This is a genomic window from Bradyrhizobium sp. USDA 4506 (assembly GCF_054058795.1).
Genome location: NZ_JBSSBM010000002.1, coordinates 553,209 through 579,155, shown reverse-complemented (window position 1 = coordinate 579,155; position 25,947 = coordinate 553,209). Strand labels below are relative to the sequence as shown.

Genomic DNA, 25,947 nt, shown 5'->3' with positions numbered 1-25,947 from the left:
CCGTGTCAAGAAAGGGCGCGCGCTTCCACATGCACCCACACGCGCTTTTGATGCATCACGCGACCGCCACGTCACACCACGCGCTCGCGATGCACGCGCCGGCAATCCATTTCGAAGTCGAGGCCAACCACCGGCGGCCGGTCGAAATGCCAGGTCAAGCCGTTGCGAAGCGCGCCGCGGCGGCCGAGTTCGCTTTCGAGCACCGGATAGGCGTCGTGCACGGTGTACAGCTGCACCGCGGTGGTGTCCTGCCAACGGCCGCCGAACGCGCTCATCCGGCGTTCCATCTCGTCGGCCACGAATTTCGCCTTCGCCAGCAGGCCGGCCGGGCTGGTGTCGCCGAGGGCTACGGTATGATCGCGGTAATTGGCCTTGCCCTCGACCGACTCGCCGCTGCCGGCGACGACAAAGCTGGCTGGTTCGTCCTTGGCGGCCGGCACCGTGTAGCAGAAGGCGTGGAAGCTCGGCTCGCCGGGCGGATCGAGCTTCGGACAGACATTGCTGCGCGCCACCGGATTGACGCCGTCCCGCATCACGCCCCAGGCCACGAGCGTCTTGATGTAGATCTCGTTGAAGGCCCTGAACCCGTCCTCGGTGAACGGCGCCGGGGAACGCAGTTCGCAGGCGCCAAATGACGTCAGCGGACGACCCGCCGCTTTGATGATGTCGGCAATCCTTGCAAAACCCGCGCCCAACGGCACCGGTTCAGAGAACCTGACGCGCTCGATGGCAAAGCCGGGCAGCGCAGCGATGCCGCAGGAATACTGGCCGACGCCGGGCATGAAGCGGTAGCCGCCGTCGAAAGCCTCGATGGTGTTGGTCATGGTGCCTCGTGAACACGGTGATGGGGCCGTCGCGATGACGCCTCGCTTGATTTCACCACAGCTGTCGTCCCTGCGAAAGCAGGGACCCATACTCCGCAGCCGAGGTTGTTAAGGGGACTCGTCATTTCGGCGTCGTGAAACAATGACGATCGGTGGTTATGGGTCCCTGCTCCCGTGCGCAATTGCGCACTAGGCAGGGACGACACTGAACTTGTTGCACGACCACCGGTGGAAGGGCTCCCTTCCCTCTCACCGTCGTCCCGCGAGGAGCCGGGCGGTCGTCGGCCGACAGCGATCATTAGTCGGCCGGGATGAAGCGGAGTGTGCCTGCCCGGCGCGTCGGCTTGCCGGTGTCGTTCGTATGATTGACCCCGTCCATCACAGGCACCTCGGGGAAGTCGAACGGGCTTACACCATCCAGGCAGGCCACGTTGACGGCATACAGGTTCTGGTTCGATCGCCGTTGATGATGGGTGTAGATCCCGCAGCGCGAACAGAAGAAGTGCTGCACCGATCCGGTATGGAAGCGGTAGCTTGTCAACGCCTCCTCGCCGTGCAGGAACTTGATCCCGCCCATCTCCGCCATGGCAACGACGGCGCCCCGCATCCGGCAGTAAGAGCAGGTGCAGCGGCGGATCGAATTGAAGCCGTCGCTGAGCGTCACCTCGAAACGCACCGCGCCGCAATGGCACTGGCCAGCCCGAACACCCGTGTCGCCCGTCATGTTGCTGCGTCTCCTCTCCTGATCGCCTCTGCGCCCGGTCTTGCCGGGCGGACGAGAAGGTCTCAGCGAGGTCAACGCACAGCAAGCCCGCAGTTCGCTCGGAACCGCGCAGCGACCTGCGCGACTATCATGATCTGGCAACTGAGACTGATCTCAATACGAACGTATCATTCAGGATCGGCGCCGGACAATCGATCAAAACTCGCGCATGATGGCAGAAAAACTCACGCGAAGGCTCGATGCAAGTTCTTGATGCTAGTGCGATTTGGCGACGTAAGGGCAGCCGCCTTCATCGAGCGGACGGAAGGCCTGGTCGCCCGGCACCGTCGCGAGATACTCGTAGAGGTCCCATTTGCTCTTGGACTCTTCCGGCTTCTTGATGCGCATCAGGTACATGTCGTGCACCATCCGGCCGTCCTCGCGCACGACGCCGTTCTGGGCAAAGAAATCATTGACCGGGGTCTTGCGCATCTGCGCGATCACGATCTCCGAATCGACCGAGTTGGTGGCGGCGACCGCCTTGAAGTAGTGCCTGAGCGCCGAGTTGACGCCGGCCTGATAGGCGGTCGGCATCGCGCCGTGCCGCTTGAAGAACTCCTGGGCGAAGACGCGCGTCTCCGGCGTGCGATCCCAATAGAAGGAATCGGTGAACAGCAGATCGTGCGCATGCGCGAGGCCAAGGGCCGGCACGTCGGTGAGCGTCACCTGCAGCGCGACGACCTGCATGCTGGCGCGGATGTTGAATTCGTCGGCCTGAGAGACCGCGTTGCGGAAGTCGGAACCGGCATTGGCAAGCGCCAGGATCTTGGCGCCGGAGGACTGGGCCTGCAGCAGGAAGGACGAGAAATCGGCGGTGTCGAAGGGATGGCGGACCGCGCCCAGCACCTTGCCGCCGGCCGATGTCACGGCCTTGCTGGCATCGCGCTCCAGCGCCTGGCCGAACGCATAATCCGCCGTCAGGAAGAACCAGGGCGTGCCGCCGCGCGCAACCACGGCCTTCGCCGTCGCGTTCGAGGAGGCATAGGTGTCATAAGTCCACTGCACGCTCGTCGGCGAGCATTGCTTGCCGGTGAGATCGGACGAGCCCGAGCCCGAGATCAGAAACAGCTTCTTGCGTTCGCGCGTCACGGTCTGGATCGCGAGCGCCACCGCGGAATTGACGCCTTCGGCGATCACGTCGACACCCTTGTTGTCGATCCAGTTGCGCACGATGCCGGTCGCCACATCAGGCTTGTTCTGGTGATCCGCCGAAATGATCTCGATCTTGCGTCCGGCGACCGTGCCACCGATTTCCTCCGCGGCCATCTGCGCCGCGATCACCGATCCCGGGCCATTGCCGTCGGAATATTGCCCGCTCATGTCGGTGATGATGCCGACCCGCAGCACGCCATCCTCCGCTCGGGCAGCGCCGGCCGCAAATGAGAGACACACGGCAATTGCGACTAGGACATGCGAGCGTTTCGTGATGGACATTTCGTTCCCAGGGGTTTCGACGTTTCGGACGATCTCCTGAAGCAATCAGGGATCGCCGACAACCCCGTCGCCGGCATGGCGCTCTGCGATTCCGCTCAGAAATTCCGGGAGAAGGAACACAGCTCGACTGCCAGCACGCTCGCGTTTCCGATCGTACGAACGCCGCGACGAAATTTCGCCGCGGCGTGCGCTGAATCATGCGAATGGATAATGCGTGGTGGCGTCGGGATCGCCTCAGCGCTGCTGCCACAATTGCCGTGCCAGAACGCCGGCCTTGCGCTCGATCGCCTCGGCGGCGTCGAGACACATGTCCTCGCGATAGCGCGAGCCGACGATCTGGACGCCGACCGGCAATTCCTCATCGAGGCCCACCGGCACCACCGCTGCCGGCAGCCCCAGCACGTTCATCGACGAAATGAAGCGCAGGTCGTTCCAGAACAAATCCTTGACGCGCTGATCGCCGCCGAGATCGGCATTGACCTCCGGCGTCTTGCGCACGGTGGTCGGCATCACGACCAGCGGATACTGCTCGAGGAACGTCATCCAGTTCCGGATATGGCGCGAGCGCTCGGCAATCGCCTTCATGTAGCCGGCCTGGTCGAGCGGGTTGGCCAGCGCCATGAAGCCGCGGAACGTCTTCTGGAAGTCGGCGCTGGTGGTCGCCAGCATCTGGTCCTGCTGCAACACGCGGGTCTCGGTCATGATCAGGTCGCACCAGAGCTGCCAGACCTTGTTGAGGTCGGGCACCTCGACCTCACTGACCGCATAGCCGGCATCGGCGAGATGATCCGCCGCCTTGCGCTGGAGCGCAATCACGCCGCGATCGGTCGCCATGTCCTCGGGGATCTTGGCGAGCGCGACCCTGATCGGCCCAGCCGGCTTCGGCCCCGTCAGCGGCGCCGGCACATACCAGGGATCGCGCGGGTCGCGCTGCGCCATCACCTCGAGGCCGAGGCGCACGTCGGCGACGTGGCGCGCCAGCGGCCCTTGCGACGACATGAACTGCGCCATCAGCGGCCGCTCCGCGGTCGCGCTCGGATTGAACGCCGGAATGCGGCCCTGGGTCGGCTTGATGGTGGCGATGCCGTTGCAATGCGCCGGCCAGCGCAGCGAGCCGCCGATGTCGTTGCCATGTGCGATGGTGCCGATGCCGGCGGCAATCGACGCGCCGGCGCCACCCGACGATCCGCCGCAGGTCACGTCGGCATTCCAGGGATTGCGCGTCAGGCCGTGCAGCGGGTTGTCGGTGAAGCCGCGCAGCGAGAACTCCGGCGTGTTGGTGAGGCCGATGATGACGGCGCCGGCCTTCTTGAGATTGGCCGTCACCGGCGAGTCGCCCGGCGCGATGTTGTCCTTGAATGCCACCACGCCGTTCGAATTGGCCTGGCCCTCGACGTCGATGTTGATCTTGATCGTGACCGGCACGCCGTGCAGCGGCCCGACGGCGCCGCCTCCGCGCTTGCTCGCGGCCAGCGCCTCGTCCGCGGCCTTCGCCGCCTGCATCGCCGACGCGCCGAGATCGACCACGACGGCGTTGAGCGCCGGATTGGCTTCCCGCATGCGGTCGAGATGGGCGCGAACCACCTCTTCCGACGTCACTTCGTTGTCTCGGATCGCCTTGGCCGTGTCGACGGCGGACCATTGCCAGATCGGTGCATTCGTCACGTGATATTCTCCCTTGATGTTCAGTGCTTTGTTGTTGGTTCAATCTCGCGGGTCGATCGGCGTCAGCTTTGATGCGCGCGCCTCGATCAGCTCGGCCACTGCGAGACAGATGTCCTCCCGGAAGCGGCCGGCGATCACCTGCACGCCGACCGGCACGCTACCGGCGGTCCCGGTCGGTACCACGACCGACGGAAAGCCGAGCGCGGGCACCGCCAGCAACGGCCGCTGCGCGTCGAGCACCGCGCGGACCACCGTCGCATCTTCCTGATCCTGATCGAAACGAAACGGCAGTTGCGCCGAGACCGGCAGGATGATGACCGGATAGCGCTCCTGAAACAGCTGCCAGGCCCGCACGATCGCCAGCCGCTGCTCGAAGCAGGCGAGCACCTGATCGCCGTCGAGCTCGGGCGCGTAGGCGATATGACACTCGAGATTGTAGCGGCTGCGATCGTCGCCGAACTTGCGGATCATCGGCGCCAGCACGCGCCGCTCCTCATTGATGACGAGGCGATGCCAGAGATCGGCGGCCTCCGCGAGCCGCGGCGGCACGGTCTCCTCCACGGCAAAGCCGGCCTCCGCGAGCCAGCGCCCGGCAGCGCGCACCGCCGCGCTCACCTCCGGCGCCTCGTCGCCGAACGGCACGGGCGCGATCGCGACACCAATCGGACGCTTGAGCGGCGCACCTTGCAGGGGCACCGGCAGCCATGTGCCGTCGCGCGCGTCCGCCTGGGCCATCGCGGCAAGGCCGAGCCCGAGATCGGCGACCGAGCGGGCGAGCGGCCCCTGCACCGACATCATCTGCGCGGTGATCGGACGGTCGCCGGTTGCCGACGGATTGAACGCGGGGATCCGCCCCGGCGTCGGACGCAGGCCGGCGACGCCGCAGGCGTAAGCCGGATAGCGGATCGAGCCGCCGAAATCATTGCCGTGCGCGATCGCGCCCATTCCGGAGGCAACCGCCGACGCTGCGCCGCCGCTGGAGCCGCCCGGCGTCAGCCGGCGGCTCCACGGATTGTAGGTCGCGCCGTGCAGATCGTTGTTGGTGAACCAGCGGTGCGAAAAGGCCGGCGTGTTGGTGCGCCCGACAATGACCGCGCCCGCCTTGCGAAGATTCGCGACCACCGGGCTGTCCTCGGTGGCGATCACGTCGCGGAAGGCCACGACGCCATTGGTGGTGGCGCAGCCGCGCTGGTCGACATTGACCTTGATCGTGACCGGCACGCCGTGCAGCACGCCGAGCTCCGCGCCTGACTTCACCGCTTCGTCCGCCGCGTCCGCGGCGGCCAGCGCTTCATCGGCGAGCACAGCGACAATGGCGTTCAATGCCGGATTGACCTCGGCGATGCGATCGAGGCTGGATCGCACGGCTTCCCGGCTGGAAATCGCGCGCGTCGCGATCGCACGCGCCAGATCGACGGCCGACCAGCTCCACAACTCATTCTCGCGCCGCGTGTCCATTGTCGTTTTCTCCAGGGCGTGATGCAGCAGTCCGCCGATGCGGTTCAATCGAGCCGCAACGGCTGATGAAACACGGGCAGATCGATGCGCCGGTCTTCCGCGGGAACGACCACCGCTTCGGCGCTCAGCACATGATCGAGCATCACGCGCCGGGCGCGCGCGGCATTGCCGGAGCGGAACGCGGCCATCAGACGCTTGTGAAACTCGATATTCTCGCAGGTGAAGCTGGATGCGAATTCCTGCACGCCGAGCTTGCCGATCAGATGCCTGATGGCCTCGTTGACGAACCGGCACACCAGGCCGAGCAGCGGGTTGGGACAGGCCTCGATCAGGATGTCGTGGAAATCGATCTCGGCGTGACGATGATGTTCCCAATCGGCATCGCCACGGGGATGATGCTCCTGGACCGCGATCGCCTTTTCCAGTGCTGCGAAATGCTCCGCCGTGAGGTGGCCGACCACGCTGAAGGCGAGCTCCGGCTCGATCAGCCGGCGGATCTGGTAGATTTGCGCGGTAGAGACCGACTGGAAGTAGAAGTAGTTGCTGAGCAGGCCGACGATCCGGTTGATCGACACCGGCGCCACCCGCGCGCCGCCGCCGGGACCGGTGGTGTTCTGCACTAGCCCCTGCACCTCCAGGGACTTGAGCGCCTCGCGGATGGTCGAGCGGCTGCAGCCGAACATCTCGATCAGCTCGCCCTCCTGCGGCAGCCGGTCGCTCGGCTGCAAGCCGGCCTGGAAGATGTGGCTGCGGATCAGGTCGGCGACGGCGTCCGAGCGCTTGCGCTTGATCGAGGCGCGGCGCGAAGGGTCGAGGGACGGGAGAGCCGATTTATCCATTTTATGATCATAAATAGGTCCGGCACGGTATGGCAAGACGTTTCCGCCGGCCGCCCGGGCTACATCGGCCAATACTCCCGTTCCAGGAAACGCAGAAATCGACGCTGCGGACTCAGGATCGATCAACATCTGATGCCTAGAATGCCACGGCAAATTCCAATGAGGCCGGCATGACAGGCGACGAAGTTCGAGATCAGGCTCAATCCGGTGGCGGCGTGGGACTGTCCGACGAAAACCTTGCGCTCCACCGAAGCGCCATCCAGAGCCGCATTACGTTTCAAGGCCTTGCGACCCGGCCATTCGAGGGGCTGTCGTGGGACTACTTCCTCGCGGATGTCGAGCTGGAAGCGCGCGCTGCGCGCATCGGGATGCGCGACACGACCGTCGGGTCGTACTGCGACACCATACAGTTGCTGCCTGCGGCCGCGATCGTCCGCCTGGATGCAGCGCTTTCCGTCTACTTCCTGCCTCCCGAGCCCGAGAGCGAGGCTCACGTCGATTACCTCTTGCGACCGCTGGACGCCGCGACGGCAAAGCGGATGCGGCAGCGTCGGCATGCCGTTCACGCCATGCAGGCCGTGGCGCAACAGCAGGAAGAGGCCAGAAAAAAAGCGGCTGCGCCGGACGAAGAACTCAAGTCGCAATATTGGCCGTGTCCGCATGCGGCGCTGAGTACCGAGCCCGACGACTTCCTGCTCTGGATCAAGGATCAGACGCCCGACACCTGGCACGTCATCGTCGACAGCTGGGATCACAACAGCGACGATCGGGATAGCGTGATCGAATGGATCTTCGAGCAGCCGAACTGCGACCTCGGCACGGCCGCGCAATACTTTTTCATCGCGGCATTGGGGCTCGCCAACGAGGAGCCGGCGCAACTCAGTTCCGGCTATCGGCGCAAATGGCATCTCATGAAGCGCGTGGCCGACAACTGGCAACGCGGGCATTATCTGCGCAATGAATTGCAGCCCTCAGTTCAGCCGTCCGACGTCCAATACTACGACGAGTTGGTGGCGCGCCGGGAGGCCAGTGGTCGTCCGCTGCCGTGGACAGTGCCGGGACCGAAACTGCGCCGGTTTGGCGGACGGCAGGCGAATTCAGCGTATTTCTACGAGGACTGCCAGTTGAGGCTGGGCTTTACGGCTTGGAAACAGCAGCGCGAGCAACTCGGGTGCGGCAGGGACTTTCCGCGCTGTTGCCAAGAATGATCACGCCTCCTCAATTCGACAGGCGCTGCGCCTCGAGGCCGCGGCTGTAGCGCGACATCGCAAAGCAGAACACGAAGTAGATCACGCCGACGAACAGCGTACCCCCCCGGTCGTTTGGCATCGCCCCGAGGCAAAGCGCCTACGCGGTCAAAGGGCGACCGGACGCTGTACGATGGTGATGACGAGGAGCCCGCGGAACCGAGGCGGCGTCTCGCTTAAAGCGGACTATGGTTCACGGTGTGGCGCATCTGGCGACAAAAGCCCTCCACGAACTGCGCGAGCGCCTCGAAATTGACCAGCAGCCTTTCGGCCTGCTCCCGGTCAACCGAACCAGGGGCAAACGATTCCGCCAGACGCCGCTGGCGATCTGCGCGATCCCGGCAGGCCGCGGCCCTGCTTTCGGCAAACTCCAGTTGCTCGCGTCGGCGGCCGAGCTTGTCTTCTTCCTCAAGCAGCCGCTTGTTGAGCATCGATCTCGTGTTGGTTGGAACGTCCGGGCGCTTCAGCAGATCCAGATAGTGGTCGATGTTTGCGCGCGCGGTATACTCGTTCACGTATGTGCCTCCCGCCAGTCGCAGTCTCGGTCGGCGAGGCTTGGCTTCAACACTCAGGAATTGCTCGATCTCCGCCAGGAGTTGGCGAAGCTCATCGGTCGAAAAGCCCTGCAGGGCATCGTGGACCTGGCTTCGGGTGCTTTCCGGATAGGCGGCGTTGTCTTCGGCCATTGGCGTACGGCAAAAATCAAAAAGTAAAGCCTGTCAGGCCCGCACCAAATCAACAAATCAACGGCAGCATTTGCGTTCAGTCCAGATTGAACGATGCCCGCGCGAACAATGATTTCTGTCATCGCGCGCGCTCGCGAATCCAATCGCGCTCAAGATAAGTTACGGGCGGAACATCGCCTAGTGCACTCTGTGCCAGCCGCGCCTTTGCGCCAACCATCGGCCAAGTCTTGGTTGCCGCATCGTTAAAGCCAGAACAGGCCGCTCCAGAAATCAAAGCACACGGCTGCGGATGCGAACAGGCCGGCACCGAAGGATGCAGCATGTGAGGGAGGCAAGCGACGGAGAATCCGGATCGCTCAGCCGTGCGGGCGCTGCGCCTCGAGGCCGCGGCTGTAGCGCGACATCGCAAAGCAGAACACGAAGTAGATCACGCCGACGAACACATAGACCTCGACGCTGAAGGCCTGCCAGGCCGGATCGACGATCGCGGTCTTGGCGGTGGTCAAGAGATCGAAGATGCCGATGATCAGGACCAGGCTGGTGTCCTTGAAGAAGGCGATGAAGGTGTTGACCAGCGGCGGGATGACGTGGCGGATCGCCTGCGGCAGCACGATCAGCGCGTTCTTCTCCCAGTAGGACAGCCCGAGCGCGTCGGCGGCCTCATATTGTCCGCGCGGCACCGCCTGCAGACCGCCGCGCACCACTTCCGCAAGGTAGGCGCCGGCATAGAGGATGAAGGCGATCTGGGCGCGCAGCAATTTGTCGATGTTGACGCCGTCAGGCATGAACAGCGGAAACATGACGCTCGCCATGAACAACAGGCTGATCAGCGGCACGCCGCGGATCAGCTCGACATAGAGCACGCAGAGCGAGCGGATCGCCGGCAGTTTGGAGCGGCGCCCGAGCGCGACCAGGATTCCGAGCGGGAAGCCGAACGCCAATCCGAAAGTCGCCAGGATCAGCGTCACCGGCAGCCCGCCCCAGCGGTCCTGCGTGACAAAGGACATGCCGAGAAAGCCGCCCCACATCAGGCACCCGATCGCGATCAAGGCCGCAGCCCACAGCAGGAACAGCTCCTTGCGCCAGAAGCTGCGGCGGCTCGAGATCACGAACAGCGCAATGAAGATCACGACCGCGAGCGCCGGCCGCCACTGCTCGCTGAACGGATAGGTGCCGAACAGGATGAAGCGGTACTTCTCGGGAATCACCGCCCAGCAGGCGCCGACGCCGCGCAGCGCGCGGCAGGCGCTGGTGTCGTTGCCCGAGACGATCCAGACCGCGTTGGCGATGCCCCATTGCCAGAGGCCGATGCACGCCTTGCCGAGCACGAACAGCAGCAGCAGCGTCATGATGCTCGACGTTACGGACGCGAACAGGTTGGCGCGCAGCCAGGCCACGATCTGGCCGCCGAGCGTGCGCCGCGCGCGGCGCCGGCCGATCGGCAGCGGATCCTGCGGGAGATGTGCGACCGAGCTCATGTCAGCGCTCCACCAGCGCGATCCGCGCGTTGTACCAGTTCATGAACAGGCTGATGCCGAGGCTGATGGTGAGGAACACCATCATGATCAGCGCGATCGACTCGATGGCCTGCCCGGTCTGGTTCAGCGTGGTGTTGGCGATCGAGACGATGTCCTGGTAGCCGACCGCGACCGCGAGCGACGAATTCTTGGTCAGGTTCAGATACTGGCTGGTCATCGGCGGGATGATGACGCGCAGCGCCTGCGGCAGCACGATGTGCTGCAGGACGAAGCTGCGCTTCAGCCCGAGCGCCTTGGCCGCGTCCGACTGGCCGCGCGGCACCGCCTGGATGCCGCTGCGTACGATCTCGGCGATGAACGCCGAAGTATACGTGACCAGCGCGATCAGCAGCGCGAAATATTCCGGCGCCAGGGTCAGCCCGCCGACGAAGTTGAAGCCGCGCAGCTCGGGCAGCATGACGCTCCAGCTTGCGCCCAGAAGCCACGACACCAGCGCAGGCAGCGCGATGATAAGGCCGAGCGCGTAGGGCCAGACCGGCCGCGCCTTGCCATCGAGCATCTGCTGCGCGATCAGGCGGCGCCTGACGATGAGGAAGACGATCACGCCGGCGACCAGCGCAACGAGCGTCCAGCCATTGGCCTCATGCAGCGGCACCGACGGCAGCACCAGGCCGCGGTTGGACAGATAGACCCCGTCGACCGGCTTCCACGCCTGGCGCGCCGCCGGCAGGCCCTGCATCAGCACGTACCAGAACAGGAGTTGCAACAGCAGCGGCAGGTCGCGCAGCACCTCGACATAGACGGCGGCGAGCCGCGCCAGCAGCCAGTTCGACGACAGCCGCGCGATACCGACCAGCGTGCCGATCACGGTCGCCAGCACGATGCCGATGACCGCAACGCGCAGCGTGTTGACGACCCCGACGATGAACGCGCGCAGGTAAGTGTTCTTTGGCGTGTAGTCGATCCAGCTGTCGGCGATCGGCATGCCGGCTTCACGGCCGAGGAAGGCAAAGCCGGTCGAAATGCGCCGCACCGAGAGGTTATGGACCGCGTTGGACCACAGCCAGGCGACGACGGCGACTGCGATGGCGACCACCAGGATCTGCCAGAACAGGCCCGCGACGCGGGGATCGCTGAGCGAAAGCCGCCAGGGCCGGACGGGAGGGCGTTTCGGCGTCGATGTCGTCACAGCACAAGGACCCCAGTGAGAAGCGATCTTCTGCCATGCGCAAGAGCGTTTTCGAGCGAAGTGGATACCCGGTTCGCGTGAAGAAGACGCGTCAACCTCAAATCCTGCGCGCGTCATATGTTGCACCAATTTAATATTTGTGCAACATATGTTTCATGGCCCAGGCTCAGCCGAAACCATCGCCCCTGAACGAATTGTGCAGCGCACTGCCGTCGCTGCCGATGCGGTTGCAGGAGGTCGGCAGGTTCGTCGCCGCCAATGATTACGACGCCACCACCCGCTCGATGCGCGAGCTCGCCTCCGTCGCCGGCGCCGATCCTGCCTCATTCACCCGTCTTGCCAAGGCGCTCGGCTATTCCGGCTGGGACGAATTGCGCGCCGCGCTCACCGAGGCGCGCCGGCCGGCGCAGGGCTCGCCGTTCTCCGGCCGCGCCAGGAGCCGCCGCGCCGGGCCGAATGCCGATGTCAAACTGGTGCACGACAAATTGGAAGCCGAGGCCGCGGGCCTTGCGCGGATTTCAGCGAGCGCGATCGCGGAAGCCGCGCGTGCGCTGCACTCGGCTGATCGGATCTGGATATCAGGGTTTCGCAGCTGCCGCAGCGTCGCGGAACTGCTGACCTATCAGCTTCGCCTGTTCCGCCCCGATGCCGTGCAATTGGTCGGCGGCTCCGGCCCGTTCGATCTCGACCACGGCGCCTTCCGCTCGGGCGACGCCGTGGTCGTGATCGGCTTTGCGCCCTACACCCTGGTCAGCGTCGAGACGGCGCGTGCGGCGCATCAGGCGCGTGCTGCGCTGATCGCGATCGCCGACACCATCGCAGCTCCGATGGCCGAGGGCGCCGATCATCTGCTGCTGTTCGAGGCCGCCTCCTCGCCCGGCTTCTTCCCGAGTCTGACCGGCGCGATCGCAGTCGCGCAGTCGCTTGCGGCCGTCGCTTTCACGCTGGGCGGCGCCGGGGCAAAGCGCAAGCTGGAGGAGACCGAGGGCCGGCTTGCCGAGATGTCGCAATATTTCGTCGAGAAAGGATGACTGTCATGGCAGCCAACAAGAGCCGCGTGATGCATCGCAGCCTGCGCGAGACCCCGCCGAAAGCGGTCGGCGGCGACGGCGTCTGGCTGATCGCGGAGGATGGCCACCGCATTCTCGATTCCTCCGGCGGCGCCGCGGTGTCGTGCCTCGGCCATCAGCATCCGCGCATCCTGGCCGCGATCGGCAGGCAGGCTTCAAAGATCGCCTATGCCCATACCGGCTTCTTCTCATCCGAGCCTGCGGAAGAGCTCGCCGAGCGGCTGGTCGGCCACGAGCCCGGCGGCCTCGGCTATGTCTATTTCGTCAGCGGCGGGTCGGAGGCGATCGAGGCCTCGATCAAGCTGGCGCGGCAATATTTCATCGAGCGCGGCGAGCCGAAGCGCGCGCGCTTCATCGCGCGTCGCCAGAGCTATCACGGCAATACGCTCGGCGCACTGTCGGCCGGCGGCAATGCCTGGCGCCGCGAGCCCTACGCGCCGCTGCTGTCGCCCTCGTTCAGCCATGTCACGCCGGCCTTCGCCTATCACGAGAAGCGCGACGACGAATCGGAGGCGGCGTTCGTGGCGCGCCTTGCCGCCGAGCTCGAAGCCGAATTCCAGCGGCTCGGCCCCGATACGGTCGCGGCGTTCATCGCCGAGCCCGTGGTCGGCGCCACCGCCGGCTGCGTGCCGGCGCCGGAGGGTTACTTCAAGGCGGTGCGCGAGATCTGCAACCGCCACGGCGCGCTCCTGATCCTCGACGAGGTGATGTGCGGCATGGGCCGCACCGGCACGCTGCATGCCTGGGAGCAGGAAGGCATCTCGCCCGACATCCAGGCGGTCGCCAAGGGGCTCGGCGGCGGCTATCAGCCGATCGGCGCGATGCTTGCCAGCGGCACGATCGTCGACACGGTGCGCAACGGCTCCGGCGCATTCCAGCACGGCCACACCTATCTGGCGCATCCGCTCGCCTGCGCCGCCGCGCTCGAGGTGCAGAAGGTGATCGCTGAGGAGAAGCTGCTCGACCAGGTCAAGGAGCGCGGCCGCCAGCTCGAGCAGCGGCTCACCGAACGGTTCGGCAATCATCGCCATGTCGGCGACATCAGGGGCCGCGGCCTGTTCTGGGGTGTCGAGCTGGTCGCCGACCGTGCCACGCGGCAGCCGTTCGATCCCAAGCTGAAGCTGCATCAGCGGATCAAATCCGCGGCCTTCGCCGGCGGGCTCGGCTGCTATCCGTCGGGCGGCACCGCCGACGGCCAGCGCGGCGATCACGTGCTGCTCGCCCCGCCCTATATCGCGACTTCCGGCGACATCGACATGATCGTCGAGCGGCTAGGCGCTGCGGTAGACAGCGCGTTGAAAGACGTTGGTCATTAGGAGGAGGACAGAATGAGGAACGTATTGATCGCGGCGAGCCTGTTCGTCGCAGGACTCTCAACCGCGAGCGCCGCGACGCTCGACACCGTCAAGCAGCGCGGCACGCTGGTGTGCGGCGTCTCGACCGGCTTTGCCGGATTCTCGGCGCCGGATTCGCAAGGCAACTTCAAGGGCCTCGACGTCGACTATTGCCGTGCGCTTGCCGCCGGCGTGCTCGGCGATCCCGCCAAGGTGCGCTACGTCGCGCTGACCGCGCAGAACCGCTTCACCGCGCTGCAGTCAGGCGAGATCGACGTGCTCTACCGCAACTCGACGCAGACCTTTCTGCGCGGCACCACGCTTGGGCTGCGGCAGGGACCGGTCAATTTCTACGACGGCCAGGGCTTTGTCGTGAAGAAGGACCTCGGCGTGAAGGAGCTGAAGGACCTCAAGGGCGCCACCGTGTGCGTCGCCCAGGGCACCACGCATGAAGTGACGCTCGGCGACTACGGCCGCGCCAACGGCATCGACTGGAAGCCGCTGGTGTTCGACCGCGTCGACACCATGTACCAGACCTTCTTCGGCGGCCGCTGCGATGCCATGACCCAGGATGCTTCCGCGCTCGCAGGCGCGGTCGCGACCGCAGCCCCGAAGGCCGATGACTATGTCGTGCTGCCGCAGACCATCAGCAAGGAGCCGCTCGGCCCGTTCACCCGCAACGGCGATGAAGTGTGGAGCGACATCATCACCTGGCTGCATTACGGCCTGATCGAGGCCGAAGAGCTCGGCGTCACCCAGGCCAATGCCGACGAGATGGCGAAGTCGCAGGTCCCGGCGATCCAGCGCCTGCTCGGCGCGTCGGGCGATCTCGGCTCGCGCCTCGGCCTCGACAACAAATGGCTGCTCGCCGCGATCAAGGCCGGCGGCAATTACGGCGAAATCTTCGAGCGCAATGTCGGCAAGGCCAGCCCGCTGAAGCTCGAGCGCGGCCTCAACGCCACCTGGAGCAAGGGCGGGTTGATGTACGCGATTCCGTTCAAGTGACCGAAGTTACCTCGCCCCGCCTGCGGGGAGAGGTCGGATTGCGAAGCAATCCGGGTGAGGGGGCGCCTCCGCATACCCTCCTCTCACCTGTTACGACGATAGAGCCCCTCACCCCAACCCTCTCCCCGCGAAAGAGCGGGGAGAGGGAGAGCAAGAAACATCGATGCGCATCACCCTGATTCACGCCCTGAAACACTCGATCGTGCCGATCGAAGCATCGTTCGCACGGCATTGGCCAGAGGCGCGGCTGATGAACCTGCTCGACGATAGCCTGTCGGCGGACCTCGCGCGCGACGGCAGGCTTGACGAGCGCATGACCGAGCGATTTCTGACCATGGGCCGCTATGCGGCAAGCACCGGCGCCAATGGCATCCTGTTCACCTGCTCGGCGTTCGGGCCGTGCATCGAGGCGGTGGCGCGCGCGCACGCGCCGATGCCGGTGCTGAAGCCGAACGAGGCGATGATCGAGCAGGCGGTGGCAAAGGGCAAGCGGATCGGCCTGCTCTCGACCTTCCCGCCGACGTTGGTGTCGATGCCGCCGGAATTTCCGCCACAGGTCACGCTGGTGCCGAAACTTGCCGAGGGCGCGCTGGCGGCGCTCGACCGCGGCGACCGCGCCGAGCATGACCGCATCGTCGTCGAGGCATCCAAGGAGCTGCGCGACTGCGATCTGATCGCGCTCGCGCAGTACAGCATGGCGCCGGCGGCCGAGCGCGTCGCCGAAGCCACTGGCCGCGAGGTGCTGACGACGCCTGATAGCGCGGTGCTGAAGCTAAAGGCGATGCTGGGGGTTTGATCTCCGTCATTGCGAGCCACCCGGTCGGCGCGAAGCGCCGCCGGATGACAGGCTCCGCGAAGCAATCCATCGCTCCGCTATGCGGATAATGGATTGCTTCGTCGCTTCAGCGCAAAATTGCTTCGCAATTTTGTCGCGAGCTCCTCGCAATGACGGAGCCGCCAATCTTCGTCAGGCCGCTCACCCGCCCGCGTCGTGCACGTTCAGATCGACGCCTTGCGGATCCCTAATCGTCGACACCGTGATCAGCGAGATCAGCGACAGCACCGCGATGTAGACGCCGACGCGCCAGGACTGGCCGTAGGTGCCGATGATCCATTGCGCGATCATCGGCGCGAAGGCGCCGCCGAAGATGGCGCCGAGCGCATAGCCGATCGAGACGCCGGAATAGCGCACCTTGGCCGGAAACAGCTCGGCGTAGAGCGCCGCCTGCGGGCCGTAGGACAGGCCGAGCGCGATGGTGAGCCCGACCGCGCTGACGAAGAACAGCAGCAGGTTCTTGCTGTCGATCAGGAACCACATCGGCACCGCCCACAGCACCATCAGGGTGTAGCCGATCTGGAAGCAGCGCACGCGGCCGATTTTGTCGCCGAGGATACCGCCGAGTAGCGTGAAGATGAACCAGCTGACCGCCGCGAGCGTGCCGATCAGCAGCAGCTGCTCGGACGGCATCTTCAGTGTATTGGCGCCGTAGCTGATGATGAACGCGATCAGGATGTAGCCGGCCGCATTGTTGGCCATGAAGATCAACGCGGTGCGCAGGATCTCCTTGCTGTGATTGCGCATCAGGTCGCGCAGCGGTGCAGAGGATTCCCTGTGCCGACGCTGCATCGCCTGGAACACCGGAGACTCTTCCACGGTGCGGCGGATCACGATGCCGACGACGATCAGCATGATCGACAGCAGGAACGGAATCCGCCAACCCCACTCGATCATCGCCTGCTTGCCGAGCGTCGCGGTGAGCACCCACAGCACGCCGGTCGCCAGGATCATGCCGAGCGGCGTGCCGATCTGCGGGAACGAGCCGAAGAAGCTGCGCTTGTCGACGGGCGCCGATTCCACCGCCATGAGCGCCGCGCCGCCCCACTCGCCGCCGGCCGAGAAGCCTTGCAGGATGCGCAGGAGAATAAGGAGTGCCGGCGCCCAGGCACCGATCTGTGCGTAGGTCGGCAGCAGGCCGACCAGCGCGGTCGCCGCCCCCATCAACAGCAGCGTGACGACGAGCATGTTCTTGCGCCCGAAGCGGTCGCCGAGATGGCCGCAGACGATGGCCCCTAACGGGCGGAACAGGAATGAGAGGCCGAGCGTCGCGAACGAGACGATCTGCGCCAGCAGCGGATTGTTCGCGTTCATCGGCGCGAAGAACAGCGCGCCGAACACCAGGCCCGCCGCCTGGGCGTAAACGAAGAAGTCGTACCACTCGATGGTGGTGCCGACGAGCGTTGCGGTGAGGACCTTGCGCTCCTCATCCGACAGTTCAGCGCCGCGCGAGCGCGCGGACAGTTCGATGGACATGTCGCCTCCCCAAAACCCGTTCTTGAACCTGTTCTTGGCCGCGCGGGCGTGGTCGGCGGCGATGCGCCTGTCCCGCACGGATGCTGGGCCCGGGATTAGCAGAGGTTTCCGCACCACACGAGCAAAATAGTTGCAGCCGCAACGATATTCGGCGAATTGTGCTTTTGGCCCCGGTTCCCGACCCCGTTACCTCGACCGCGATCGGCGGGCAGCTATCCCGAAACGTCAATTGTGCATCGCAACAAGGTCGCTACGATGCGAGGATTCCCAAGAGGTTGCTAAGTGTCTGACATCAATGCCGATGCCTGGGTTTCCTCAGGCCACCGCCCGATGGGCTTCCCGGAATTCGTCGTCGTCATCGCCTCGATCATGGCGCTGAACCCGCTGGCGATGGACATGATGCTGCCGGCGCTGCCGAACATCCGCTCCGCGTTCCAGATCGCCGACGCCAACCGCCCGCAGATGGTGCTGTCGATCTTCCTGGTCGGCTTCGGCGTCGGCCAGTTCGTGATGGGCCCGCTGTCGGACCGCTTCGGCCGCCGCCCGGTGCTGCTCGGCGGCATGACCGTCTACACCATCGCCGGCCTGCTCGCGATCATGGCGCCCTCGTTTGAGACGCTGCTGTTGGCGCGCGCGCTGCAAGGGCTCGGCACCGCGGCGACCCGCGTGATCGCGACCTCGATCGTGCGGGACTGCTACGCTGGACGCCGGATGGCGAGCGTGATGTCGCTGGCGATGATGGTGTTCATCGCAGTCCCCGTAATCGCGCCGTCATTCGGCCAGGCGGTGATGCTGCTGACGCATTGGCGCGGCATCTTCGTGCTGCTGATGATCTACGGCGTGATCGCGCTGGCCTGGAGTGCGATGCGGATGCCGGAAACGCTGCCGCTGGAATTGCGCAAGTCGCTGGCGATCCCGGAGGTCTTGTCCGCGTTTCGCCAGACCGTCACCAATCGCCAGACGCTCGGCTACGCGCTCGCCGCCGGCGGCGTGCAGGGCTCGCTGTTTGCCTTCGTGTTCTCCTCGCAGCAGATCTTCACCGAGATCTTCAAGCTCGGGCATTACTTCCCGGTCGCCTTCGCGGCCTGCGCGGTCGGCGTCGCGATCGCCGGCTTCCTCAATTCGCGCATCGTCGGCCGCATCGGCATGCGCGTGATCTCGCACGCCGCGCTGACCGGCTTTGCCGTCGTCGCAGGCGCCCTGCTGCTGGCGGTGAAGACCGACACGCTGTCGCTGCCGCTGTTCATGGTGCTGTCGGGCCTGATGATGTTCGCGTTCGGGCTGATGATGGCGAATTTCACCGCGCTCGCGATGGAGCCGCAGGGCAAGATCGCCGGCACCGCCTCCTCGCTGTACGGCACGATCACGACGCTGCTCGGGATCGGCGTCGGCACCACGATCGGCCAGGATTACAACGGCACGCTGGCGCCGTTCGCGACCGGCTTCTTCCTCTGCACGCTGGCCGCGCTCGCCGTCGTCTTGGTAACGGAGAAGGGCCGGATGTTCCGGCCGCATCATCATCCGATTTGATTGATCCGTAGCCCGGATGCAGCGCAGCGCAATCCGGGATTCATCGTGCGGGCGACAGGATCCCGGATTACGCGGAGCTTGTCATCGGGCGCGCGTTCGCGCGACCCGTTGGCTCCATCCGGACTACGATCCTGACTTGACCCGCTGCTGTAGCCCGCATGAGCGCAGCGATATGCGGGGCAACTGTTCCCGCATATCGCTTCGCTCATCCGGGCTACAATTCTGACTGGTTACACCACTGTAGCCCGCATGAGCGGAGCGATATGCGGGGCTGCTGTTCCCGGATATCGCTTCGCTCATCCGGGCTACAATTCTGAGATCGCGTCAGGCTTCGCGAGTCCGTCCGACGCTGCTTTGCGCCCGGGCGGGCGCCACCGCACGCCGCGTCGCCGCGAATCCCTCCATCCCCAGCTGCCACTGCAGGCCCACGATCGCGCCCTTGGTCGGCTGCAGCAGCGCCAGCGCGCTGAACAGCGTGAATGGAAGCCAGATCGCCAGTTGGAGCCAGGCCGGCGGCGCGTAGTTCATCTCGAGCCACAGCAGCGCCGGCACCACGACGTGGCCGACCACGACGATCACGAGATAGGCCGGGAAATCGTCGGCGCGCTGCGGGGTGAAGTCCTCGCTGCAGACCTCACAGTGATCGGCGACCTTGAGGAAACGGCCGAACAGATGGCCGCGCCCGCAGTTCGGGCATTTCATGGTGAAGCCGCGCCACATCGCCTTTGGCAGGGAAACCGTCTCGGTCATCGTCGTTTTCCTTTGGCCGTTGTCCTTGACCCGATCTGATGATCCATACAATATGCATTCGAGCACCTACAATCAAAGACAAAGCGTCGGATTGCATGGATTGGATCCCTACAGTTTCGGAATGGCACGGCCCGATGTTCCTGCGCATCGTCGATGCGCTGGCCGCCGACATCGCGAGCGGCCGGCTGGTGCGCGGCCAGCGGCTGCCGACCCATCGCGCGCTGGCGTCAGCGCTCGATATCGATCTGACCACGGTGACTCGTGCCTATGGCGAGGCGCGGCGGCGCGGACTGCTCGACGCCCGTGTGGGCCAGGGTACGTTCGTCTCGGAGACCACCGCGCGCGCCACCTCCGACCTGCCCGCGCCCGTCAACATCGACCTGTCGATGAACCTGCCGCCGCAGCCGGTCGAGGCCAATCTCGACCTGCGCATTGCGCAGGGACTTGCGACCATTCGCTCCGAGGCCGGGTTCTCCGCCTATCTCGGCTACACGCGTCCGGGCGGCACCACTGAGGAGCGCGAGGCCGGCGCCGCGTGGCTCGCGCCGCGGGTGCCGCAGGCGGCGGCCGACCGCATCGTGATCTATCCGGGTTCGCAGGCGATCATCTTCAACACGCTGCTGGCGCTGACATCGCCGGGCGATGTCGTGGTGACGGAGGCGTTGACCTTTCCCGGCATCAAGGCCGCGGCGGCGCGGCTTGATATCCGCCTGGTCGGGGTTGCGATGGACGCCGAGGGCGCGCGGCCCGACGCGCTCGACGAGGCCTGCCGCAAGCACAAGCCGAAGGCGGTCTACCTGGTGCCGACGCAGCAAAACCCGACCACGGCGACGATGAGCGCGATCAGACGCAAGGCGGTCGCCGATGTCATCAGCAAGCGCGGCTGCGTCCTGATCGAAGACGACGTCTACGGGCCGCTCGAACCGCAGATGGCGCCGATCGCAACCCTGATTCCGGAGCGCACCTACTACGCCGCGAGCATCGCAAAATGCATCGCGCCGGCCCTGCGCGTCGCCTATCTCCTGGCGCCCGATGCCGCCGCCGAGCAGCGCATGCGCGCCGGCATGCAGGCCACCATGCAGATGCCGCCATCGCTGATGGTCGCGCTGGTCACGCAATGGCTGCGTTCCGGCGTCGCCGCCGACATCATCCGCGCCATCCGAAACGAGGCCGCGGCGCGCCAACAGCTCGCGGCCCGCTTCCTCAAAGGCGTCAGCTATGCGGCGCGGCCGGCGAGCCACCATCTCTGGATGCCGCTGCCGAAGCATTTCGACGGCACCGACCTGCTGTCGCATCTGATGCGCAACGGTCTCGCCGTGGTCGGCGAAGACGCCTTTGCGGCAGGCGATGCCGCGCCGCGCGGCCTGCGCGTGTCGCTGGGTGCGGCGCGCAACCGCGCCGAACTGAGCCAGGCGCTGCAGGTGCTGTCGAATGCGGTGCGCATGCCCGTCGGCGCTACCCAAATCGTATAATTCCGGCGATCGCCGGGAATAAACTCGCTCCAAAATGATTATGGTGCGCGGGAGCGCGCGCCGCTAAAACTCTGCGCTCAGGGCATCAGGCAGGGGCAGGCTTTTCAATGTCGTGCGGGTATGATCAGGCAGTCCACCGTGCTGTGCTGTCGCTTCGCGGAGCCGTGACCGCGATCGGTTGTCTTGCAGTTGTCATATCAGGCGCGGCGCGCGCCTCCGATGCCCCTGCCCCGGTGCCGGAAAAACTCGAACGCATCACCGCATTCTTTGACAACGAGGTTGCGACAGGAAAGATTCCGGGCGCGGTCATCCTGATCCAGCAGCACGGCAAGCCGGTCTACCTGAAGACCTTCGGCTATCGCGACGTCACGACCAAATCGCCGATGCGGCCGGACACGATGTTCGCGCTGCATTCGATGACCAAGCCGATCACCAACACCGCCGCGATGATGCTGGTCGACGAGGGCAAGCTGTCGCCGCAGGACCCGCTGTCGAAATACATTCCGGCTTTCGCCGACGTGAAGGTCGCCATCGAACCGGACGGCGGAAACGATCCGGCCAAGGTTGAGCTGGTGCCGCCGATCCGGCCGGTGACCATTGAAGATATCATGCGGCACACTTCGGGCATCACCTACGAATATATCGGCGCCGACTGGATCCAGAAGATCTACCGCGCAGGACATCTGTTCGACGGCAAATTCGACAACGAGGAATTCGTGGCGCGGCTGGCCAAGCTGCCGCTGTCGCGACAGCCCGGCACGCTGTGGCGCTACGGTCATTCCACCGACGTGCTCGGCCGGGTGATCGAGATAGTCTCGGGCAAGACGCTCTATCAGTTCGAGAAGGAGCGCCTGTTCGATCCCCTGGGGATGAAGGACACCTCATACGTGCTCGATGCCGAGACCGAAGGGACGCGGCTGGCGGAGCCGCTGCCCTCGGACACCATCCTGATCGAGGGCGAGAACGACCGGCGCGCGCATCCGGAGTGGGAATCCGGCGGCGGCGGTCTGGTGTCGACCATCCTCGACTATGCGCGCTTCGCGCAGATGCTGCTCAACGGCGGCGAGCTGGACGGCAAGCGCTATCTCAGCCCCGCAGCCTTCAAGACCATGACGACGGACCATATCGGGCCGGGCTCCGGTGTCGGCCGCGACTATTGGTACTTTCCCGGCGACGGCTTCGGCTATGGCTACGGCATCGCCGTGCGCACCGATCCCGGCATTGCCAAGCCACCACCGCCCGGCTCGATCGGCGAGTTGAAATGGGACAGCGGCAGCGGCACCTATTTCGGCGTCGATCCGAAGCTCGACATGATCTACATCATGCTCGAGCAGACCCAGAACGAGCGCCAGCGCATTACGCCCGCGTTCCGCAAGCTGGTCTACGACGCGTTCAGCCCGGATTGAGTTCCCACCGTCATTGCGAGCGCAGCGAAGCAATCCATCTCTCCGCATGGGGATAGATGGATTGTTTCGTCGCTTGCGCTCCTCGCAATGACGCGGAAACCTTCCCGCCTTACGACTTCCGCCGAACCGGTTCCTGCCTGCGCCGCGCTGCGGCCGCGATCAGGCTCGCGGTGCATTCGTCGCAGACGAACGAACACCCGTCCGTAAACAGGCCGATCCGTGCATTGAGGCCGATCGCATCGTCGTCGACGATCCCATCGATAATGCCACCGCAGCACACGCATTGATGGCGCAACGCCAATTCCCGTTCCATGACGCGCTCTCCAGCCGTCGCAGCTTCCTCTCCGCTGCTTCCCTCACGCTATATACTATCGTATATATCGTGACGACAAGGCAGGCGGGTGAACAATCCGGTCGGGAACCCTGCAGACAACAACCATCGACCGGAGACGATCGCCAAGAAAATCCTGCCTGGTCCAACCAGGTTCATTGAGGAAACGCGATCATGATAAAGAACAATGGCGACGCGGGACGTCCGCGCGCAACGGGAGAACTGCTCAAGATCCGCCGCGCATCGCTAGCGGCCATCATCCTTGCGCTCGGTGCGGCCGGCGCAGTGCGCGCCGAAACAGCTGCGGTCGGCGTTCCCGACAAGAGTTTTCCGGAGAGCGTGACCTCGACTTCCGACGGGACGCTCTACGTCGGCAGCTTCAACCATGGCGGCGTGACCAAGATCTCGGGCGGCAAGGCCGAGCAGCTGGTCAAGCCGGGCGCCGCCGACAGCCGCTCGACGCTGGGCGTGCTCGCCGACGAGAAGAGCGGCACGCTCTATGTCTGCTCCAACGACATCAGCGCTATGGGCGTGGCGGGGCCGAGCGACACCAAGGGCGCCTGGCTGAAAACCTTCGATCTCAAGAGCGGCGCGCCGAAGGGCAGCTTTGCCTTGAGCGATCCGAAATCGTTCTGCAACGACATCGTGGTCGGTGCCGACGGCACCGCCTATGTGAGCGATTCCTTTGCGCCGTTCGTCTACAGCCTGAAGGCGGGCGGCACCGCGCTGGCGACGTTCGCGACCGATCCGCAGCTCGCGCCCGCCAAGGACGGCGTCGGGCTCGACGGCATCGCGATCGGCGCCGACGGCAATCTTTATGTCACCACCTTCATTCCCGCAAAACTGTTCAAGATCGAGATGAAGGACGGCAAGGCCGGCGCCGTGACCGAGCTGAAGCCGTCGCGGCCGCTCGACCACGCCGACGCGTTGCGGGCGCATGGCGGCGGCTTCCTGCTGATCGAGGGCAACGGCAAGCTCGACAAGGTCACGGTGAAGGGCAGCGAGGCTACCATCGACACCATCAAGGATGGCCTCGCCGAGCCGGTCTCGGTGACGCAGGTCGGCGATGTCGGCTGGGTCGCCGAGGGCAAGCTGTCCTACGTGATCGGCGACAACAAGGGCAAGGACCCCGGCCCGTTCAAGCTGACGCCGGTGGCGTTGCCGAAATAGCGGCGGGCTGGGTTACGCTTCGCAGCAAACTCGGTGTATCTCCCCGGCTTGCGGGGTCGAGACGAGCGAAGCTCGCTGTTAGGTCGGGTCGCATCGATAGATGCGATCCGACTCCTCACGGCGTTCGTGCTTAAGGCCGCGCCGTACTGGATGCCTGTGCGGGGCGTGGCACCGGAGAGATGAGAGCCCGCGGCTCCTCCAACACGTCGTCCCTGCCTAGTGCGCAATTGCGCACGGGAGCAGGGACCCATACTCCGCGGCGGACCTTGTTGAAGGAATTCGTCGTTCCAGCATCGCCCAGCAATTGGCATTTGTGGTTATGGGTCCCTGCTCTCGCAGGAACGACCATGCCGGCACGATTTCTGAATAATGGAAAAGTACCACTGATTTGCCCGACGAGTCAAGTTGCCGTGTCCGCCGGCGGCCACCGGCTCCTTTGCATGGGGTTGTTTTCGATATTTTGGCAGTGCGCCCCTGCGTCTCGGCACCGATGCGGTCGCCCCGCCGTCACCACGTCATCTGCTAGATCACATAGAACCCGTGCGTGCCGTCGCGGCGCAGCTGCTCGACGAGGCCGTACTCCCAATCGAGATAGGCCTGCATCGCCTGCTCCGCGACGCCGGTGCCTTCATAGGGGCGCCGGTAGCGGTGCGCGGGATCGGGCCGCGGCACGATGCGCGGCGTGCCGACTTCGAGCCGGCCGTCATAGCCGCCCTCGAGCACATAGACCTCCCAGCCCATCTGCGCGAGCCAGGACGCCGTCATGTCGGCGCGGATGTTCTTGTTGTCGCTCAGCACGATGCGCGCGCCGCGCACGGGAGCGGCCATGTCGATTTCCTGCACCAGCTGGCCGCCGGCATAGTGGCGGAAGCCGCCAAGGTGACCGGCCGCGTATTCCTCGGCATCGCGCACGTCGAAGCGATACAGCGTACGGTGCGCGTCCTCGTCCAGCGCGGCGAGTTCATCGATCCCGATGTGACGGACGCCGGCGCGATAGGCGACGTCGCGCGCATTGTCGCCAGCGCCCTCGAACGGACCGATGCCGCCGCGCTTGCCGGCGCCGTGCTCGAGATCGTGCTTCGCCAGCGTCCAGCCGATCGTGCCGTTGCGCAGCGCCCGCACCTTGTTGGGCAGTCCGGCATTGATCAGCGACTGCGTGCCGATGATCGAGCGGGTGCGGCCGGCGCAGTTGACGATGATGGTGGTGTCGGGATCCGGCGCCGCGCCGCCGGCGCGCAGCACCAGCTCGGCGCCGGGCACGCTGACCGAGCCCGGGATGTTCATGGTGGCATATTCGTCGAAGCGGCGGACATCGAGGATCGCGATGTTGGCCTTGTCCGAGATCAGCGCGGCGACCTCGTCGGCGCTCAGCGACGGCGTGTGCCTGCGCGACTCGACCAGCTCGCCGAACGCCTTGGCGTAGGAATTGACGTCCTCGAACACCTCGTAGCCAGCTGCCTTCCAGCCCTGCAAGCCGCCGGCGAGCGCGGCGACATTGCCATAGCCCAGCGCCATCAACTGCTCCGCTGCGGCAGCGACCACCCCCTCGCCATTGTCATAGAGGACGATCGGCACGTCCTTGCGCGGCAATCGCAGCTCGGCTTCGAGCGCGATCCGGCCGGCCGCCATGTTGGCGGCAAACAGCGGATGGCCGGTGGCGAATTCCGCCTCATGCCTGACGTCGAGCAGCGCGATCTCCCGGCGCAGCAGCAGCGTTGCGCGGATGTCCTGGGGCGTGACGGAAGCAAGTGTCATGGAATGCTGGCCTGACAGAAGAAAACGGCAGGCTTGCTCTAGGCGGAAATCACGTCTCGTCAATAGCTTTAACCGGCCCGCAACCCCGATCTTCACGAGCGGGGGTCCGGGGAACGAAAGCCCGCCATCCCGCTTTGCTCAACCGGGATGCGCTTGCTACGTTCCCAATCGGCCCCGTTGGCGCCCGATCAGGCCTTCCGGACAAGAGAAGGTAGCGGGGCCAGCCTGAA

Annotated in this window: 22 protein-coding genes; 9 read left to right on the top strand and 13 right to left on the bottom strand. The window is 65.3% G+C overall.

Annotation, left to right across the window (positions count from 1 at the left end):
- Nucleotides 1-71 precede the first annotated feature (71 nt).
- The 6 genes from cnbZ to ACVIHF_RS05080 form a co-directional block, all read right to left on the bottom strand.
- Nucleotides 72-824, bottom strand: a complete 753-nt coding sequence (gene cnbZ / locus ACVIHF_RS05105) for a 2-amino-5-chloromuconate deaminase CnbZ (protein WP_456791832.1) — start codon at nucleotides 822-824, stop codon at nucleotides 72-74.
- A gap of 298 nt (nucleotides 825-1,122) precedes the next feature.
- Nucleotides 1,123-1,548, bottom strand: a complete 426-nt coding sequence (locus ACVIHF_RS05100; RefSeq protein WP_253603192.1) for a GFA family protein — start codon at nucleotides 1,546-1,548, stop codon at nucleotides 1,123-1,125.
- A gap of 255 nt (nucleotides 1,549-1,803) precedes the next feature.
- The gene (locus ACVIHF_RS05095; protein WP_225646329.1) at nucleotides 1,804-3,021 is read right to left on the bottom strand and encodes an ABC transporter substrate-binding protein; all 1,218 of its coding nucleotides are present in this window, start codon (nucleotides 3,019-3,021) and stop codon (nucleotides 1,804-1,806) included.
- A 234-nt stretch (nucleotides 3,022-3,255) separates the two neighbouring features.
- Nucleotides 3,256-4,686 (bottom strand): amidase family protein, encoded by a 1,431-nt coding sequence (locus ACVIHF_RS05090; protein WP_456791831.1) that lies wholly within the window; start codon nucleotides 4,684-4,686, stop codon nucleotides 3,256-3,258.
- Between the two features lie 39 nt (nucleotides 4,687-4,725).
- Nucleotides 4,726-6,144: an amidase family protein gene (locus ACVIHF_RS05085; protein ID WP_456791830.1), complete on the bottom strand. Its 1,419-nt coding sequence runs from the start codon at nucleotides 6,142-6,144 to the stop codon at nucleotides 4,726-4,728.
- A 44-nt stretch (nucleotides 6,145-6,188) separates the two neighbouring features.
- Entirely contained in the window at nucleotides 6,189-6,983 is a 795-nt protein-coding gene (locus ACVIHF_RS05080; RefSeq protein ID WP_141343101.1) for a FadR/GntR family transcriptional regulator, read from the bottom strand.
- A 170-nt stretch (nucleotides 6,984-7,153) separates the two neighbouring features.
- Here ACVIHF_RS05080 and ACVIHF_RS05075 point away from each other — a divergent pair, with 170 nt between their 5' ends.
- A complete protein-coding gene (locus ACVIHF_RS05075; protein WP_456791829.1) occupies nucleotides 7,154-8,191 on the top strand; it encodes a DUF4274 domain-containing protein in 1,038 nt (345 codons plus the stop codon).
- A 215-nt stretch (nucleotides 8,192-8,406) separates the two neighbouring features.
- Here ACVIHF_RS05075 and ACVIHF_RS05070 read toward each other — a convergent pair whose 3' ends face one another.
- The 3 genes from ACVIHF_RS05070 to ACVIHF_RS05060 all read right to left on the bottom strand — a co-directional run bounded on the left by ACVIHF_RS05070 (nucleotide 8,407) and on the right by ACVIHF_RS05060 (nucleotide 11,583).
- Nucleotides 8,407-8,916, bottom strand: a complete 510-nt coding sequence (locus ACVIHF_RS05070) for a hypothetical protein (protein WP_253603204.1) — start codon at nucleotides 8,914-8,916, stop codon at nucleotides 8,407-8,409.
- Between the two features lie 356 nt (nucleotides 8,917-9,272).
- Nucleotides 9,273-10,394: an amino acid ABC transporter permease gene (locus tag ACVIHF_RS05065; protein WP_456791828.1), complete on the bottom strand. Its 1,122-nt coding sequence runs from the start codon at nucleotides 10,392-10,394 to the stop codon at nucleotides 9,273-9,275.
- Between the two features lies 1 nt (nucleotide 10,395).
- Nucleotides 10,396-11,583 (bottom strand): amino acid ABC transporter permease, encoded by a 1,188-nt coding sequence (locus ACVIHF_RS05060; protein ID WP_456791827.1) that lies wholly within the window; start codon nucleotides 11,581-11,583, stop codon nucleotides 10,396-10,398.
- Nucleotides 11,584-11,738: 155 nt separating this feature from the next.
- On the opposite strand from ACVIHF_RS05060, the gene ACVIHF_RS05055 reads away from it, so the two are divergent.
- From ACVIHF_RS05055 to ACVIHF_RS05040, 4 genes are all read left to right on the top strand, one after another.
- The gene (locus ACVIHF_RS05055) at nucleotides 11,739-12,614 is read left to right on the top strand and encodes a MurR/RpiR family transcriptional regulator (RefSeq protein WP_456791826.1); all 876 of its coding nucleotides are present in this window, start codon (nucleotides 11,739-11,741) and stop codon (nucleotides 12,612-12,614) included.
- Nucleotides 12,615-12,619: 5 nt separating this feature from the next.
- The gene (locus ACVIHF_RS05050) at nucleotides 12,620-13,969 is read left to right on the top strand and encodes an aspartate aminotransferase family protein (protein WP_456791825.1); all 1,350 of its coding nucleotides are present in this window, start codon (nucleotides 12,620-12,622) and stop codon (nucleotides 13,967-13,969) included.
- 12 nt (nucleotides 13,970-13,981) lie between these two features.
- Entirely contained in the window at nucleotides 13,982-14,992 is a 1,011-nt protein-coding gene (locus ACVIHF_RS05045) for an amino acid ABC transporter substrate-binding protein (RefSeq protein WP_253603209.1), read from the top strand.
- A gap of 163 nt (nucleotides 14,993-15,155) precedes the next feature.
- The gene (locus ACVIHF_RS05040; RefSeq protein ID WP_253603211.1) at nucleotides 15,156-15,788 is read left to right on the top strand and encodes an aspartate/glutamate racemase family protein; all 633 of its coding nucleotides are present in this window, start codon (nucleotides 15,156-15,158) and stop codon (nucleotides 15,786-15,788) included.
- Nucleotides 15,789-15,968: 180 nt separating this feature from the next.
- On the opposite strand, the gene ACVIHF_RS05035 is transcribed toward ACVIHF_RS05040, so the two are convergent.
- Nucleotides 15,969-17,303 carry an MFS transporter gene (locus tag ACVIHF_RS05035; RefSeq protein ID WP_253603213.1) on the bottom strand — a complete coding sequence of 445 codons (1,335 nt, stop codon included), beginning with the start codon at nucleotides 17,301-17,303 and terminating at the stop codon, nucleotides 15,969-15,971.
- Nucleotides 17,304-17,633: 330 nt separating this feature from the next.
- On the opposite strand from ACVIHF_RS05035, the gene ACVIHF_RS05030 reads away from it, so the two are divergent.
- Entirely contained in the window at nucleotides 17,634-18,833 is a 1,200-nt protein-coding gene (locus tag ACVIHF_RS05030) for a multidrug effflux MFS transporter (protein WP_249796145.1), read from the top strand.
- Between the two features lie 324 nt (nucleotides 18,834-19,157).
- On the opposite strand, the gene ACVIHF_RS05025 is transcribed toward ACVIHF_RS05030, so the two are convergent.
- Complete coding sequence (locus ACVIHF_RS05025) at nucleotides 19,158-19,583, bottom strand: DUF983 domain-containing protein (RefSeq protein ID WP_057018899.1); 426 nt, start codon at nucleotides 19,581-19,583, stop codon at nucleotides 19,158-19,160.
- Between the two features lie 95 nt (nucleotides 19,584-19,678).
- Here ACVIHF_RS05025 and ACVIHF_RS05020 point away from each other — a divergent pair, with 95 nt between their 5' ends.
- Nucleotides 19,679-21,055, top strand: a complete 1,377-nt coding sequence (locus ACVIHF_RS05020; RefSeq protein WP_456791824.1) for an aminotransferase-like domain-containing protein — start codon at nucleotides 19,679-19,681, stop codon at nucleotides 21,053-21,055.
- A 107-nt stretch (nucleotides 21,056-21,162) separates the two neighbouring features.
- Nucleotides 21,163-22,461, top strand: a complete 1,299-nt coding sequence (locus ACVIHF_RS05015; RefSeq protein WP_256558506.1) for a serine hydrolase domain-containing protein — start codon at nucleotides 21,163-21,165, stop codon at nucleotides 22,459-22,461.
- Between the two features lie 109 nt (nucleotides 22,462-22,570).
- Here ACVIHF_RS05015 and ACVIHF_RS05010 read toward each other — a convergent pair whose 3' ends face one another.
- A complete protein-coding gene (locus ACVIHF_RS05010; RefSeq protein WP_253603222.1) occupies nucleotides 22,571-22,774 on the bottom strand; it encodes a hypothetical protein in 204 nt (67 codons plus the stop codon).
- Between the two features lie 192 nt (nucleotides 22,775-22,966).
- Here ACVIHF_RS05010 and ACVIHF_RS05005 point away from each other — a divergent pair, with 192 nt between their 5' ends.
- A complete protein-coding gene (locus ACVIHF_RS05005; RefSeq protein ID WP_253603224.1) occupies nucleotides 22,967-23,962 on the top strand; it encodes an NHL repeat-containing protein in 996 nt (331 codons plus the stop codon).
- A 522-nt stretch (nucleotides 23,963-24,484) separates the two neighbouring features.
- On the opposite strand, the gene ACVIHF_RS05000 is transcribed toward ACVIHF_RS05005, so the two are convergent.
- The gene (locus tag ACVIHF_RS05000) at nucleotides 24,485-25,717 is read right to left on the bottom strand and encodes a rhodanese-like domain-containing protein (RefSeq protein ID WP_310881422.1); all 1,233 of its coding nucleotides are present in this window, start codon (nucleotides 25,715-25,717) and stop codon (nucleotides 24,485-24,487) included.
- Nucleotides 25,718-25,947: the final 230 nt, after the last annotated feature.